Genomic DNA, 14,422 nt, shown 5'->3' with positions numbered 1-14,422 from the left:
ACCCAAGCCATTCGTCACGAAATGGACCGCGTGGTCAGCTCAACCGCCAGGCGGCAAGCCCCAGGCAAAACCAACCAACCAGGAACGCCAGGCCACCGAAGGGCGTCACGATCCCGAGCTTGCTGATACCCGTTAACGTCAGCAGGTACAGGCTGCCGGAAAACAACAGAATGCCAATGGCAAATGATGCGCCAGCCCACGTAATCAGTCGACCGGGAATCTGCGTGGCCAACAGCGCTACACCCAGTAACGCCAGGGTATGCACCAGTTGATAGGTGACGCCGGTATGGAAAATCGCCAGGTACTCGGCGCTCAGGCGGCTTTTCAGGCCATGGGCGGCGAACGCGCCCAAGGCAACACCGGTGAAGCCGAAAAAAGCAGCCAGCATCAGGAAGCTGCGCAACATGAGAACTCCACTCAGACTCGATCAACAGGGTCTGTATAATGGCCGGCTCAACGGGTTCGGCCAAGCCATCTCTATGCTGCAGTTAATTTTCCGTCGTTTCACGAAGGCCTTGCTCTGGTTTGGGGCTGGCAGCGTATTGCTGGTGTTGCTGTTCCGGGTGGTTCCGCCACCGGGAACGGCGTTGATGGTCGAGCGCAAGATCGAATCCTGGTTCGACGGTGAACCCATTGACCTGCAACGCAACTGGAAACCCTGGGATGAAATCTCCGACGACCTGAAAGTCGCGGTGATAGCCGGTGAAGACCAGAAGTTTCCCGAGCATTGGGGCTTCGATATCGGTGCGATTCAGGCAGCGTTTGCGCATAACGAGCGCGGCGGCTCGCTTCGGGGCGCCAGCACCTTGAGCCAGCAAGTGTCGAAAAACCTGTTTCTATGGTCTGGCCGCAGCTGGCTGCGCAAAGGCCTGGAAGCCTGGTTTACCGGGCTGATCGAGGTACTCTGGCCCAAGCAGCGGATTCTTGAGGTGTACCTCAACAGCGTCGAGTGGGATGAAGGGGTATTTGGCGCCGAAGCAGCGGCCCGACATCACTTTGGTGTGGGCGCTCGCTCGATATCCCGACAGCAGGCAAGTCTGCTGGCGGCTGTATTGCCAAACCCTCGGGTGTGGAGCGCCAGCCATCCGACCTCTTACGTTGCAAGACGAGCCGGGTGGATTCGCCAGCAGATGAACCAGCTGGGTGGAGACAGTTATCTGGTCGGCCTCAACGATTCACGCCGCGCGCCCTGGTCTCAATAGCTCGTCGCAGAACCTGAACCCGCCCCCCCCCCTGTTGGAGCGAGGCTTGCCCGCGAAGACGGTGTGTCAGACACACATCATTGCTGAATGACACACCGCCTTCGCGGGCAAGCTCCAAAGGATTAGGTGCAGGCGGGGCACCAAAAAAAAACGCCCCGATCAAGGATCGGGGCGTTTTTTATTGTCGGTGCGCAAGTTATGCGGCAATCGACAACTTGAGCTTGTTCATCGCGCTCTTCTCGAGCTGGCGAATACGCTCGGCCGACACGTTGTACTTCTGCGCCAGGTCGTGCAGCGTGGCTTTTTCTTCTGCCAGCCAGCGCTGGTAGAGGATGTCGCGGCTGCGGTCGTCCAGCACTTCAAGCGCTTCGTGCAGGTTGTGATTGGAGTTGTCGCTCCAGTCAGCGTCTTCCAGTTGACGGGCCGGGTCGTACCGGTGGTCTTCCAGATAGTTGGCCGGCGACTGGAATGCACTGTCGTCGTCCGCTTCCGCGGCTGGATCGAAAGCCATGTCATGACCGGTCAGACGACTTTCCATCTCGCGCACTTCCCGCGGCTCTACGCCGAGGCTTTCCGCCACGCGATGGACCTCCTCATTGTTCAGCCAGGCCAGACGTTTCTTCTGGCCACGCAGGTTAAAGAACAGCTTGCGCTGAGCCTTGGTGGTCGCGACTTTCACGATCCGCCAGTTGCGCAGAATGAACTCGTGGATTTCCGCTTTGATCCAGTGCACGGCAAAGGACACCAGGCGCACACCCATTTCCGGATTGAAACGCTTGACTGCCTTCATCAGGCCGACGTTGCCTTCCTGGATCAGGTCAGCCTGGGCCAGGCCGTAGCCGGAATAGCTACGGGCAATGTGCACGACAAAACGCAGGTGGGCGAGCACCATCTGCCGAGCCGCCCCCAAATCCTGCTCATAATAGAGACTCTCGGCCAGTTCACGCTCCTGCTCCGGCGTCAGCAATGGAATGCTGTTGACGGTGTGCACATAGGCCTCCAGGTTCGCACCCGGGACCAGAGCATATGCAGGCTGCAAAGAATTGGTCATACGAAAAAACCTCCGACTTACATAACTCGTGCAGTTCAGCACTGCGAAAATTGACCGGAAACCAAAAGGCAAGTTCCCATAAAAGCTGAAAGGTCAATACGAGCAAAATGATATTACTTTGGCGCAAGCTCCCGCAGGTGGCGTGCGACTGCAATCCATGCACCGATATACCCCAACAGCACCGCGCCAAGCAAGAGCGATAGACCGTCGGCAACTGGCACTCCGGCCAGCGCAAAATCACTGCCGTACAAACCGGCCAGTCCAACTACCGCGTCGTTCAGCCAGTTCAGGCCGAACGCCAATACTCCCCAGGAAAGAATCCCCGCACCAAAGCCATACAGCGCGCCCATGTACAGAAAGGGCCTGCGCACATAGCTGTCAGTGCCGCCGACGAGTTTAATCACTTCTATCTCTGTGCGGCGGTTTTCAATATGAAGACGAATGGTATTGCCTATCACCAAAAGTAATGCAGAAACCAGAAGCACGGTCAGACCGAAGACAAATCGGTCGCCCAGCTTGAGGATAGCTGCCAGACGCTCGACCCAGACTAGATCAAGTTGCGCCTGTTGTACCTTTGGCAATTCGGAAAGTTTTTGTCTCAATGCTTCAAGCGCCGGTTTGTCGACCTCGTTCGGGGTGACCAGAACCACGCCCGGCAGCGGGTTTTCCGGTAGTTCCTTGAGCGCTTCGCCCAGTCCGGATTGCTGCTGAAACTCATCAAGTGCCTGGTCGCGCCCCACGTATTCGGCGTCGGCCACCCCCGGCATGCCCTTGATCTGCTCGCGCAACGACTCGCCCTGTTCAGGGCTGGCATCGAGTTGCAGGTACAAGGAAATCTGCGCCGCTCGCTGCCAGGACCCACCGAGACGCTCGACGTTACCTAGCAAAAGTGACAGGCCCATCGGCAAACTCAGGGCAACGGCCATCACCATGCAGGTGAAAAAGCTGCCGATCGGGTGTTTACCCAAGCGGCGCAAGCTGTCGAGCAGACTGGCGCGATGACTTTCGATCCAGGCGCGGAACAGCGTCGGGAAGTCCGGGCCATCGTCATCGTCGCGCTTTTTCTTCTGTGACTGCGGTTGCGGATCGGCAGCCTTCGGGGCCACACGCTCGGAAACCTTGGGGCTACGTGTCGCACTCATACGCCAGCCTCCCCGTCGCCAATCAATCGGCCACGCTGCAGGGTGAGCATGCGGTGACGCATGCGGGCAATCAACGCCAGGTCGTGACTGGCGATCAGTACGCTGGTACCCAGACGGTTAATGTCTTCGAACACGCCCATGATTTCTGCCGCCAGACGCGGATCGAGGTTACCGGTCGGTTCGTCTGCCAGCAGCAAGGCCGGACGGTGAACAATGGCGCGAGCGATGCCGACCCGCTGTTGCTGGCCGGTGGAGAGATCGCCGGGGTAGAGATCGGTCTTGTCCGAGAGCGCCACGCGCTCCAGGGCCGAATCCACGCGCTTGGCGACTTCAGCCTTGGACAAGCCAAGGATCTGCAACGGCAATGCGACGTTGTTGAACACCGTGCGATCGAACAGCAGCTGGTGATTCTGGAACACCACGCCGATTTGCCGACGCAGGAAAGGGATCTGCGCATTGCTGATGGTGCTCAGGTCTTGCCCTGCCAGCAGCAATTTGCCGGTGGTCGGACGTTCCATCGCCAGCAGCAGGCGCAACAAGGTGCTTTTACCGGCGCCGGAATGGCCGGTGACAAACAAGAATTCGCCCCGACGGACTCGAAAGCTCAGCTCATGCAAGCCGACGTGACCATTCGGATAGCGTTTACCGACCTGTTCGAAACGAATCATGAACGCTCCCGCTCGGCAAACAATGCCTGGACAAAGGGTTCTGCTTCAAAAGTACGCAAATCGTCGATGCCTTCACCGACGCCGATATAGCGAATTGGCAAACCAAACTGCTTGGCCAGAGCGAAAATCACCCCACCCTTGGCGGTGCCGTCGAGTTTGGTCAGCGCCAGGCCGGTCAATTCGACGGCCTGGTTGAATTGCTTGGCCTGGTTGATGGCGTTCTGACCGGTACCGGCGTCGAGCACCAACAGCACTTCGTGCGGCGCATCGGCGTCGAGCTTGCCGATCACCCGGCGAACCTTTTTCAGTTCTTCCATCAGGTTGTCTTTGGTGTGCAAGCGACCGGCGGTATCGGCGATCAGCACGTCAATGCCACGGGCCTTGGCGGCCTGCACGGCATCGAAGATGACTGAAGCCGAATCGGCACCGGTGTGCTGGGCGATGACCGGGATCTTGTTGCGCTCACCCCAGACCTGCAATTGCTCCACCGCGGCGGCGCGGAAGGTGTCACCGGCAGCGAGCATGACTTTCTTGCCTTCCAGTTGCAGCTTCTTCGCCAGTTTGCCGATGGTGGTGGTCTTGCCGGCACCGTTGACGCCCACTACCAGAATCACGAACGGCTTGTTTTGCGAGTTGATTTTCAGAGGTTGCTCGACCGGCTTGAGCATCGCTGCCAGTTCGGCCTGCAGGGATTTGTACAACGCATTGGCGTCGGCCAGCTCTTTGCGGGCGACTTTCTGGGTCAGGCGCTGAATGATCACCGAGGTCGCCTCGACGCCGACATCGGCGGTCAGCAGACGGGTTTCGATGTCTTCGAGCAACTCGTCATCGATGGTTTTCCTGCCCAGGAACAGGCTGGCCATGCCCTCGCCAATGCTGGCGCTGGTCTTGGACAAGCCTTGTTTGAGGCGGGCGAAGAAACCGGCTTTGGTCTCTTCGGTACGCACAGGCTCGACCGCAGGTTCGGTGGGCGCGACAGGCGTGGCGGCGACAGGAGCGATAACCGGTGCAGGTGCAGGTGCAGGTGCAGGTGCAGGTGCAGGTGCAGGCTCTGGCGTTTGAGCAATTGGAGCAACCGGAGCGGGACCAACAGGGGCCGGTCCTACAGGTTCTGGAGCAACCGGTGCAGGTTCGGCCACGAACACAGGTTCAGCCACCGGCTCAACCACTGGTGCACGAACCGGCTCGGGGGCAAACGCAGTCGGGGCCGGGATCGGCGGCGTGAAATGAGCTGCCTGTTCATCTTCGACCAATGCCACCGGCTCTTCCGCCACCGGCAACGTCAGCCATGGCTCGGCGGCTGGCGTCAGCGGCAACGGGGCTACGACTTTGGCTTCAGGCTCAGGCGCAGGCTCGGCCGCGGGTTGCAGCACCGACTCGGCAATCGGCAGGGCAATCGGCGCGAGCGCCTCTTCCACGACCGGCGCAGGTGTTGGCTCAGAAAGTGGTTGTGGCTGTTCGACTACGGGTTCCTGCGGCTTTTTGCGCAGCCATCCGAACAGGCTTTTCTTCTCGCCAGCCGCAGCTGGGGTCTTCTTGTCGTCATTGGAACCAAACATGGAGGACGGCTATCTCACGGTAGCGACGCGCCAAAGGGCGCCTCGGCAATAAATAATTCGATGCAGAACAGACTGCGATTCATCCAGCTTGTTCACGCGCAACATTTTGTCGAGGTACCAACGGCACCTCAAAAGAAACGATTTCACGAAGGACTGGACCGGCAAAATCGGCGAAAAATCAGAGTTTAGCTGATAAAAGCACGCCTTCCGCCGCAAACCTATACAGCCTGATCAAGCACAAAAGCCTGATAGGCGTGGCCGCCGCTAAAACGGATCAGTATCCTAGCACCCTCTCGCCCGCCGACGCTAAGACCAAGCGGGCAGCCCAACAGGTTTAAAAACGAATGAATGCTCTAGCCCGCCGCGCTGCAGGCCTGCTGTTCAGCACAGTTTGTCTGCCACTTTCAGCCCTGGCTGCCGATCCACAACCCACCCACGAATTCACCCTCGACAACGGCCTGAAGGTCGTCGTGCGCGAAGACCATCGTGCGCCCGTCGTCGTTTCCCAGGTCTGGTACAAGGTCGGTTCAAGTTATGAGACCCCAGGGCAGACGGGGCTGTCCCATGCACTGGAACACATGATGTTCAAGGGCAGCGAGAAGGTCGGCCCCGGTGAAGCGTCGCTGATCCTGCGTGACCTCGGTGCCGAAGAGAACGCCTTCACCAGCGATGACTTCACTGCCTATTACCAAGTGCTGGCCCGTGATCGTCTGGGCGTGGCCTTCGAGCTGGAAGCGGACCGCATGGCCAATCTGCGCCTGCCGGCCGACGAGTTCACCCGGGAAATCGAGGTGATCAAGGAAGAACGTCGCCTGCGCACCGATGACAAGCCGATGGCCAAGGCCTACGAGCGTTTCATCGCCATGGCCTATCCCGCCAGCGGTTATCACACGCCGACCATCGGCTGGATGGCGGACCTGGACCGCATGAAGATCGAAGAACTGCGCCACTGGTATCAATCCTGGTATGTGCCGAATAACGCCACTCTGGTGGTGGTCGGCGATGTCACCCCGGACGAAGTCAAAACCCTGGCCCAGCGCTACTTCGGCCCGATCGCCAAGCGCGCCGTGCCATCCGCGAAAATCCCGCTGGAGCTGGCCGAGCCCGGCGAACGCAAGATCACCCTGCATGTGCAGACTCAATTGCCGAGCCTGATGCTGGCCTTCAACGTGCCAAGTATCGCCACCGCTGAAGACAAACGCTCGGTGAACGCTCTGCGCCTGATTTCCGCGCTGCTCGATGGCGGCTACAGCGGCCGGATCCCGACGCAACTGGAACGCGGCGAAGAGCTGGTGTCCGGCGGTTCGTCGAGCTACAACGCTTATACCCGCGGCGACAGCCTGTTTACCCTGTCGGCCACGCCCAACACCCAGAAAAAGAAAACCATGGCCCAGGCGGAAGCCGGCCTGTGGAAACTGCTTGAGCAGCTGAAAACCACGGCGCCGTCCAATGAAGAGCTGGAGCGCGTGCGGGCGCAGGTCATTGCCGGCCTGGTCTACGAGCGCGACTCGATCACCAGCCAGGCCACTGCCATCGGCCAACTGGAAACCGTAGGGCTGTCCTGGAAACTGATGGACACCGAGCTTGCCGATCTGGAAAGCGTGACCCCGCAGGACATTCAGAAGGCTGCCAAGCAGTATTTCACTCGCGCACGTCTCAGCGTCGCCCATGTACTGCCACAGGAGACGACTCATGAGTGAGCGTAAAACATCGCGCCTGGCCCTGATCGGCCTGATCGTCATTGCTTTGCTGGGGGCTGGCGTCTTCTATTTCTTCCAGTCTGACAAAACCAGCGCCAGCGAAGCCCTCGACAAGGCCAAGGCCAGCCAGAAACTGCAATCGTTGGCAGAACTCGACGGCAAGGCCCCAAGCCATCGCTCGCTGAACGTGCAAACCTGGAACACCGCCGAAGGCGCCAAGGTATTGTTCGTCGAAGCCCGTGAGCTGCCGATGTTCGATATGCGCCTGATCTTCGCTGCCGGTAGCAGCCAGGATGGCGATGCTCCCGGCCTGGCACTGCTGACCAATGCCATGCTCAATGAAGGGGTGGCCGGCAAGGATGTCAGCGCTATCGCCCAGGGCTTCGAAGGCCTGGGGGCCGACTTCGGCAACGGCGCCTATAAAGACATGGCGATTGCCTCGCTGCGCAGCCTCAGTGCCTTGGATAAACGCGAGCCTGCGTTGAAGCTGTTTGCTGAAGTGGTCGGCAAACCGACCCTCCCCGCCGATTCCTTTGCCCGTATCAAGAACCAGATGCTGGCCGGCTTCGAATACCAGAAACAGAACCCCGGCAAGCTCGCCAGCCTGGAGCTGATGAACCGCTTGTATGGCAATCACCCGTACGCGCATTCCAGCGACGGCACGGCGAAAAGCATTCCACCGATTACCCTGGCGCAGTTGCGGGCCTTCCATCAGAAAGCCTACGCCGCCGGTAACGTGGTGATTGCACTGGTGGGCGACCTGTCCCGCGCCGAGGCCGAGGCGGTTGCCGCACAAGTGTCCGCCGACCTGCCCAAAGGACCGGCCCTGGCGAAAATCGAACAACCGATCGACCCTAAGCCCAGCATCGGCCACATCGAGTTTCCGTCCAAGCAGACCAACCTGATGATCGCGCAACTGGGCATCGACCGTGACGATCCGGATTACGCAGCGCTGTCGCTGGGCAATCAGATCCTTGGCGGTGGTGGCTTCGGCACCCGGTTGATGAGCGAAGTGCGCGAGAAACGTGGCCTGGCCTACGGCGTGTATTCGGGTTTCAGCCCGATGCAGGTTCGCGGCCCGTTCATGATCAACCTGCAAACCCGCGCAGAGATGAGCGAAGGCACGCTGAAACTGGTGCAGGACGTACTCGCCGACTACCTTGAAACCGGCCCCACCGAGAAAGAACTCGACGACGCCAAGCGTGAACTGGCCGGCAGCTTTCCGTTGTCCACCGCCAGCAACGCCGATATCGTCGGGCAGCTCGGCGCCATGGGCTTTTACAACTTGCCGCTGAGCTACCTGGAAGACTTCATGCAACAATCCCAGAGCCTGACCGTCGAGCAAGTCAAAACCGCACTGAACAAACACCTGAGCACGGACAAACTGGTCATCGTCAGCGCTGGCCCGACCGTGCCACAAAAGCCGTTGCCGGCCCCTACTGACAAACCTGCCGAGCAACCGCTCGGGGTTCCGGAGCATTAATGGCCCGCCCATCGCGTCCAAAAAAACCTGTTCACAACGTGCATAACGGTGTGAACCAACTGCGCATCATCGGTGGCGAATGGCGCAGCCGAAAGCTGAGCTTCCCCGATGCGCCCGGTCTGCGCCCAACGCCGGACCGAGTCCGTGAAACCCTGTTCAACTGGCTCGCGCCCTATGTCGCCGGGGCCAAGGTACTCGATCCATTTGCCGGTAGCGGCGCGTTGTTTCTCGAGGCTTTGTCCCGTGGCGCAGCAATGGGCCAGGCACTGGATGCCAGCAACATCGCGGTAGCGAGCATCAAGGAACATCTGGGCACCCTGCGCTGCACAACCGGTCAGGTACAGACTGCCGATGCCTTGCGCTATCTCGAAACCCAACCGGCCACGGCGTTCGATCTGGTGTTTCTCGACCCGCCGTTCAATCAGAATCTGTTGCCTGCCGTTTGCACCTTGCTCGAGGGGCGTCAGTGGCTGAGTGACGATGCGTGGGTCTACACTGAAAGCGAAACGGCACCGTCGATATTGGGTTTGCCAGAAAATTGGCGCCTGCATCGGGAGCAAAAATCAGGACGGGTGTACTACGCGTTATGGCAACGTATGGCAGGGATCGCCGGTTAGTCCGGCCTGTAAAAACGGTGCGAAGCTCAGTCAGTTAACGCTGCGGGTAAGCACCGCTGCATCGAGAGCAATCGTGTCCCATCTGCCAGAACGTTTCACCCCCCAATTCAGCCCCGCCTACGGCCTGGGCAATCCACACTTACAAACCTTGTGGGGACCGCTATGGCGCAAAACCACGCATATCGACCGCGAACGCGAACGCTTGTGGCTCGAGGACGGCGACTTCCTTGACCTGGACTGGCACGGGCCCCACAGCACGAATGCGCCATTGGTGCTGGTGCTGCATGGCCTGACCGGCTCATCGAATTCGCCTTACGTGGCCGGTGTGCAGAAGGCGCTGGGCGCCCAGGGTTGGGCCAGCGTTGCGTTGAACTGGCGAGGCTGTTCCGGCGAACCCAATCTGTTGCCACGCAGTTACCATTCCGGGGCCAGTGAAGACCTGGCCGAAACCATCAAGCACTTGCGAACCCAGCGCCCTCTCGCACCGCTATACGCGGTCGGTTATTCCATGGGTGGCAACGTGTTGCTCAAGCACCTGGGCGAAACTGGCAGCAACAGCGGCGTACTCGGTGCAGTGGCGGTGTCAGTGCCGTTTCGGCTCGATCAGTGCGCCGATCGTATCAGCCAGGGTTTCTCCAAATTCTATCAAGCGCATTTCATGCGGGAGATGGTCGCCTACATCAAGAACAAGCAGCGCAGGTTCCAGCATGAAGGGCATCAGGATGGCTTGGCGGCATTAGCGGCGCTGGGCTCGCTGGAGAATATGCGCACCTTCTGGGATTTCGATGGCCGGGTCACCGCACCGCTCAATGGGTTCGCCGATGCAGCCGATTACTATCGCCGCGCTTCGAGTCGTTATTTCCTTGGGGAGATTCGCACACCGACCCTGATTATCCAGGCGGCCGACGACCCGTTTGTCTTTCCGCATAGCCTGCCGCAAGCCGACGAATTGTCTGCCTGCACCCAATTCGAGTTGCAGGCCAAGGGTGGGCATGTCGGCTTCGTCGAGGGCACGTTCCGGCAGCCGGGTTACTATCTGGAACGGCGCATTCCCCAATGGCTCGCCACCACAGGGCGCAGTAACCGATAGGGGTGGATCGGGCCTGGAATAACAATGTGCCGCTAAAAGATCGCAGCCTCGAAAGCTGCGATCTTTTGATCTTTCATTCGCCCTTGGCGACGCCTCGCGCAGGATCGTTGATCCACTCGCTCCACGACCCGGCATACAACGCTCCCAACGGATAACCCGCCAGGCACAGGGCGAACAAGTTGTGGCAAGCGGTCACACCGGAACCGCAATACGCGACCAACTCCGTTGGCGAACGATCACCGAGCTTGGCGGCAAAGCGCTGCTTGAGCTGTTCGGCTGGCAGGAATCGACCGTCGCTGCCCAGGTTGTCGGTGAACGCGGCACATTGTGCGCCGGGTATGTGCCCGGCAACCGGATCGATCGGCTCCACTTCGCCCTTGAAGCGCGGCAAGCCACGGGCGTCGAGCAAGGTCAACGCAGGCTGGCCGAGACGTTGCTGAAGTTGTTCGGCGCTGAGCACCAACGAAGCATCCGGCGTCCCGGTGAAGGTGCCGCGGGTGATCGACGGAGGATCAAGACTCAGGGGCAATCCGGCGGCGTGCCAGGCTTTCAGCCCGCCATCGAGAATGAACACGCCATCGCGCTTGCCCAGCCACGCCAGCAACCACCAGGCCCGCGCGGCGTAAGCGCCGGGACCGTCATCGTACAAAACCACTTCGCTGTCGGCATTGATGCCCCAGGCTTGAAAGCGTTCGATCAAATCGGCGGGCTTCGGCAAGGGATGACGTCCGGTAACCCCCTTGACCACTGCCCCGCTCAAATCACGCTCAAGATCGGCAAAGCTTGATCCGGCAATGTGCCCTTCGGCGTAGCTGCGCTGACCGTAATCAGGGTCTTCCAGGGCAAAACGACAATCCAGAATCACCAGCCCCGGCGTCTCCTTTTTCAGGTCCAACGCTTGCGGGCTGATCAATTGCGCAATGGGCATAACGGGCTCCTGTGATGTTGTCGGTTTCTGTCCTGCTGCACGCTTTATCTCACTTCTTCCAGCGCCTGGGCCAGCGGCACATAAAACTCCTGGAACAGCGCATTCACTGCCTCGCGAGCCTGATCGGTAACGAATCCAGCCTCGAGCACCAGCACCTGGTAAACGCCCCGCTTGATGGCCTGTTCACTCAGATGGTTGGAGTTTTCCCGCGTCGTGCACAGAAAGCGCACCCACGAGGTGAGGATGATCCAGGCGTTGAGGGTCAGGGATTCGATCTGAACCTTGTCCATGCACAGGATGCCGGCCTCAACGAAACCCGCATAGATGTGTGTGCCCTGGATCAGGCAGCGCTGGGAAAAACGCCGGTAACGGGCAGCCAGCTCAGGATCGCTGTCGAGCAAGTGCTCGAGGTCGCGATGCAGAAAGCGGTATTGCCACATGGCGGCGAGCAGTTCCTTGAGATAGAAGCGCTTGTCTTCGACCGTCGCGGCGCGGCCCTGGGGCGGGCGCAAAAAACTGTCCACCAGGTTTTCGTACTCACTGAACAACACAGCGATGATCGCCTGCTTGTTGGGGAAGTGGTAGTACAGGTTGCCCGGGGAAATTTCCATGTGGGCAGCAATGTGGTTCGTGCTGATACTGCGCTCGCCCTGTTGATTGAACAGCTCCAGGCTGTTCTGCACGATGCGCTCGCTGGTTTTGATCCGAGGGGCCATGGCTTGAGCTTTAATTCAGAGTGCGATGAGGGGCATCTTACGACCTATCCGCATGGGGTTAAAACAAAGCTGCACCAAAGTGTCATTTGACTTTCTAGAGCATAGACTCTAAAAAGTCCCTCATTCCAATAAATCCGGTGCCGACCATGCCTGCTGACATTGCTTACCTGAAGAACCTGCAGCAGCCCCTGGACGAGCTCCAATCTCTGTTCGATGCTCAGCGCGCAGCGTATGCCGCCAACCCGATGCCGCCCGCAGCTCAACGCCTGCAATGGCTAAAGGCGCTGAAGGCGTTGTTGAGTGATGAGCGCCAGGCCCTGATCAAGGCGATCAGCCAGGATTTCAGCCACCGCAGCGCCGATGAAACCCTGCTCGCCGAACTGATGCCCAGCCTGCACGGCATTCACTACGCCAGCCGGCACCTCAAAAGCTGGATGAAAGCTTCGCGGCGCAACGTCGGCCTCGCCTTTCAGCCAGCGTCGGCCAAAGTGGTGTATCAGCCGTTGGGCGTGGTCGGCGTGATTGTGCCGTGGAACTACCCGCTTTTCCTGGCCATCGGGCCGCTGGTGGGGGCGTTGTCGGCGGGTAACCGCGTGATGCTCAAACTCAGCGAATCGACCCCCGCCACCGGTTTGCTGCTCAAGGAATTGCTGGGGCGAATCTTTCCCCAGGACCTGGTCTGCGTGGTGCTGGGCGAGGCTGATATCGGTGTGGCGTTCTCGCGGTTGCGTTTCGATCACTTGCTGTTCACAGGCGCTACCAGCATCGGCAAACATGTGATGCGCGCGGCGGCCGAGAACCTGACCCCGGTGACCCTCGAGCTGGGCGGCAAGTCCCCGGCCATCGTTTCCCGCGATGTGCCGCTCAAGGACGCCGCCGAACGCATCGCTTTCGGCAAAACCCTCAACGCCGGGCAAACCTGTGTCGCGCCCGACTACGTACTGGTGCCGGAAGACCGCGTCGGCTCTTTCGTCGAAGCCTATCGCCAAGCGGTTCGCGGGTTTTATCCAACCCTGGCCGACAACCCGGACTACACCGCCATTATCAACGACCGGCAACTGGCGCGGCTCAATGGCTACCTCAGCGACGCCACCAGCAAGGGCGCGTTGCTGATTCCGCTGTTCGATAAGGGCCAGGGTCGGCGCATGAGCCATAGCCTGTTGCTCAATGTCAGCGACGACATGACAGTGATGCAGGATGAAATCTTCGGCCCGTTGCTGCCGATCGTGCCGTACAAGGATCTCGATGAAGCGTTTGCCTACATCAACCAACGGCCTCGCCCGTTGGCGCTGTATTACTTCGGCTACGACAAACGCGAGCAAAATCGCGTTCTCCACGAAACCCATTCCGGTGGTGTTTGCCTCAATGACACCTTGCTGCACGTTGCTCAGGACGATATGCCGTTCGGCGGCATCGGTGCCTCGGGCATGGGCCACTACCACGGCCACGAAGGCTTCCTGACCTTCAGCAAGGCCAAAGGCGTGCTGATCAAACAACGCTTCAATGCCGCGAAATTGATCTATCCGCCCTACGGCAAGGCTATTCAGAAACTGATCCAGAAGCTGTTTATCCGCTAAGCATCCTCACCGCCGGGTAATAACAATAATGAGCCCAAGCCTGTCCGATACACCCGCACTGTCACGGCGCGGCCTGCTCAAATTCAGCCTCGGCGCCAGCGCCTTTCTGGTCACGGCCGGATTCGGCGCGAGCCTCAGCGGCTGCTCATCGAGTACGCCGGCCAGCGGTTTCGCAATTCTGCGCAGTGACGACCTGCTGTTTCTGCGGGCAGTGATTCCGGTGATGCTCGACGGCGCCGTGGCCGTCGAAAAAATCCCGACCGCCGTCGCCCAGACCCTGCACAGCCTGGATAACGGCCTGAATCACCTGTCACCGGAAATGCTCAAACTGACCCTGCAATTGTTCGATGTGTTGGGGATGGCCGTGACTCGCGGACCACTGACCGGGATCTGGGGCAGTTGGGAGAACGCCAGCAGCGACCAGATCCGGCACTTTCTCGACCGTTGGCAAAACAGCTCATTGAGCCTGCTGCGCATGGGCCACAGCTCATTAGTGCAAATGGTGATGATGGCGTGGTACAGCCGGGCGGAGTCGTGGGCACATTGTGGGTACCCGGGGCCGCCTACGGTTTGAGACCGAGTCGACCCCTATCGCGGGCAAGCCACGCTCCCACAGGTTTTGAGTCGCTCACAAAAGGGTGGTCCATCTCAGAACCTGTGGGAGCGTGGCTTGCCCGCGAAGACGTCAG

General features: G+C 59.7%; 14 protein-coding genes. 7 read left to right on the top strand and 7 right to left on the bottom strand.

Features of this window, described 5'->3' with window-relative positions:
• Window positions 1–34: 34 nt before the first annotated feature.
• Window positions 35–406, bottom strand: a complete 372-nt coding sequence (locus BZL43_RS16160) for a DUF423 domain-containing protein (RefSeq protein WP_095633239.1) — start codon at window positions 404–406, stop codon at window positions 35–37.
• 73 nt (window positions 407–479) lie between these two features.
• Between BZL43_RS16160 and mtgA the strand changes: the two genes are divergently transcribed.
• A complete protein-coding gene (mtgA, locus tag BZL43_RS16155) occupies window positions 480–1,202 on the top strand; it encodes a monofunctional biosynthetic peptidoglycan transglycosylase (protein ID WP_095633275.1) in 723 nt (240 codons plus the stop codon).
• Between the two features lie 196 nt (window positions 1,203–1,398).
• Here the strand turns inward: mtgA and rpoH are convergent, their stop codons facing one another.
• From rpoH to ftsY, 4 genes are all read right to left on the bottom strand, one after another.
• On the bottom strand, window positions 1,399–2,253 hold the full coding sequence (gene rpoH, locus BZL43_RS16150; protein WP_045059814.1) for an RNA polymerase sigma factor RpoH: 855 nt from the start codon (window positions 2,251–2,253) through the stop codon (window positions 1,399–1,401).
• A gap of 113 nt (window positions 2,254–2,366) precedes the next feature.
• Window positions 2,367–3,395: a permease-like cell division protein FtsX gene (gene ftsX / locus BZL43_RS16145; RefSeq protein ID WP_095633238.1), complete on the bottom strand. Its 1,029-nt coding sequence runs from the start codon at window positions 3,393–3,395 to the stop codon at window positions 2,367–2,369.
• Window positions 3,392–4,063, bottom strand: a complete 672-nt coding sequence (gene ftsE, locus BZL43_RS16140) for a cell division ATP-binding protein FtsE (RefSeq protein WP_007897888.1) — start codon at window positions 4,061–4,063, stop codon at window positions 3,392–3,394. The genes ftsX and ftsE overlap by 4 nt, the downstream gene beginning before the upstream one ends.
• A complete protein-coding gene (gene ftsY / locus BZL43_RS16135) occupies window positions 4,060–5,622 on the bottom strand; it encodes a signal recognition particle-docking protein FtsY (RefSeq protein WP_095633237.1) in 1,563 nt (520 codons plus the stop codon). Before ftsY ends, ftsE begins: the two co-directional genes overlap by 4 nt.
• Before the next feature lie 344 nt (window positions 5,623–5,966).
• Here ftsY and BZL43_RS16125 point away from each other — a divergent pair, with 344 nt between their 5' ends.
• The 4 genes from BZL43_RS16125 (at window position 5,967) to BZL43_RS16110 (ending at window position 10,512) form a co-directional block, all read left to right on the top strand.
• Window positions 5,967–7,322: a pitrilysin family protein gene (locus BZL43_RS16125; RefSeq protein ID WP_095633236.1), complete on the top strand. Its 1,356-nt coding sequence runs from the start codon at window positions 5,967–5,969 to the stop codon at window positions 7,320–7,322.
• Window positions 7,315–8,805: a pitrilysin family protein gene (locus BZL43_RS16120; protein ID WP_095633235.1), complete on the top strand. Its 1,491-nt coding sequence runs from the start codon at window positions 7,315–7,317 to the stop codon at window positions 8,803–8,805. Before BZL43_RS16125 ends, BZL43_RS16120 begins: the two co-directional genes overlap by 8 nt.
• Window positions 8,805–9,422, top strand: a complete 618-nt coding sequence (gene rsmD / locus BZL43_RS16115; protein ID WP_095633234.1) for a 16S rRNA (guanine(966)-N(2))-methyltransferase RsmD — start codon at window positions 8,805–8,807, stop codon at window positions 9,420–9,422. The genes BZL43_RS16120 and rsmD overlap by 1 nt, the downstream gene beginning before the upstream one ends.
• Before the next feature lie 73 nt (window positions 9,423–9,495).
• Window positions 9,496–10,512, top strand: a complete 1,017-nt coding sequence (locus BZL43_RS16110) for a hydrolase (protein ID WP_095633233.1) — start codon at window positions 9,496–9,498, stop codon at window positions 10,510–10,512.
• Between the two features lie 73 nt (window positions 10,513–10,585).
• On the opposite strand, the gene BZL43_RS16105 is transcribed toward BZL43_RS16110, so the two are convergent.
• Complete coding sequence (locus tag BZL43_RS16105) at window positions 10,586–11,440, bottom strand: sulfurtransferase (protein ID WP_095633232.1); 855 nt, start codon at window positions 11,438–11,440, stop codon at window positions 10,586–10,588.
• Window positions 11,441–11,484: 44 nt separating this feature from the next.
• Window positions 11,485–12,156: a TetR/AcrR family transcriptional regulator gene (locus tag BZL43_RS16100; protein ID WP_095633231.1), complete on the bottom strand. Its 672-nt coding sequence runs from the start codon at window positions 12,154–12,156 to the stop codon at window positions 11,485–11,487.
• 146 nt (window positions 12,157–12,302) lie between these two features.
• Between BZL43_RS16100 and BZL43_RS16095 the strand changes: the two genes are divergently transcribed.
• On the top strand, window positions 12,303–13,733 hold the full coding sequence (locus tag BZL43_RS16095) for a coniferyl aldehyde dehydrogenase (RefSeq protein ID WP_095633230.1): 1,431 nt from the start codon (window positions 12,303–12,305) through the stop codon (window positions 13,731–13,733).
• Between the two features lie 28 nt (window positions 13,734–13,761).
• On the top strand, window positions 13,762–14,307 hold the full coding sequence (locus BZL43_RS16090) for a twin-arginine translocation pathway signal protein (RefSeq protein ID WP_095633229.1): 546 nt from the start codon (window positions 13,762–13,764) through the stop codon (window positions 14,305–14,307).
• The last annotated feature ends 115 nt before the right edge of the window (window positions 14,308–14,422 follow it).

Origin of the sequence: Pseudomonas sp. PICF141 (genome assembly GCF_002286815.1) — a bacterium.
In the GTDB taxonomy this organism is placed as follows: Bacteria; Pseudomonadota; Gammaproteobacteria; order Pseudomonadales; family Pseudomonadaceae; genus Aquipseudomonas.
Note: the sequence above shows the minus strand (reverse complement) of the source record. Positions and strands in the feature narration are given on the sequence as shown.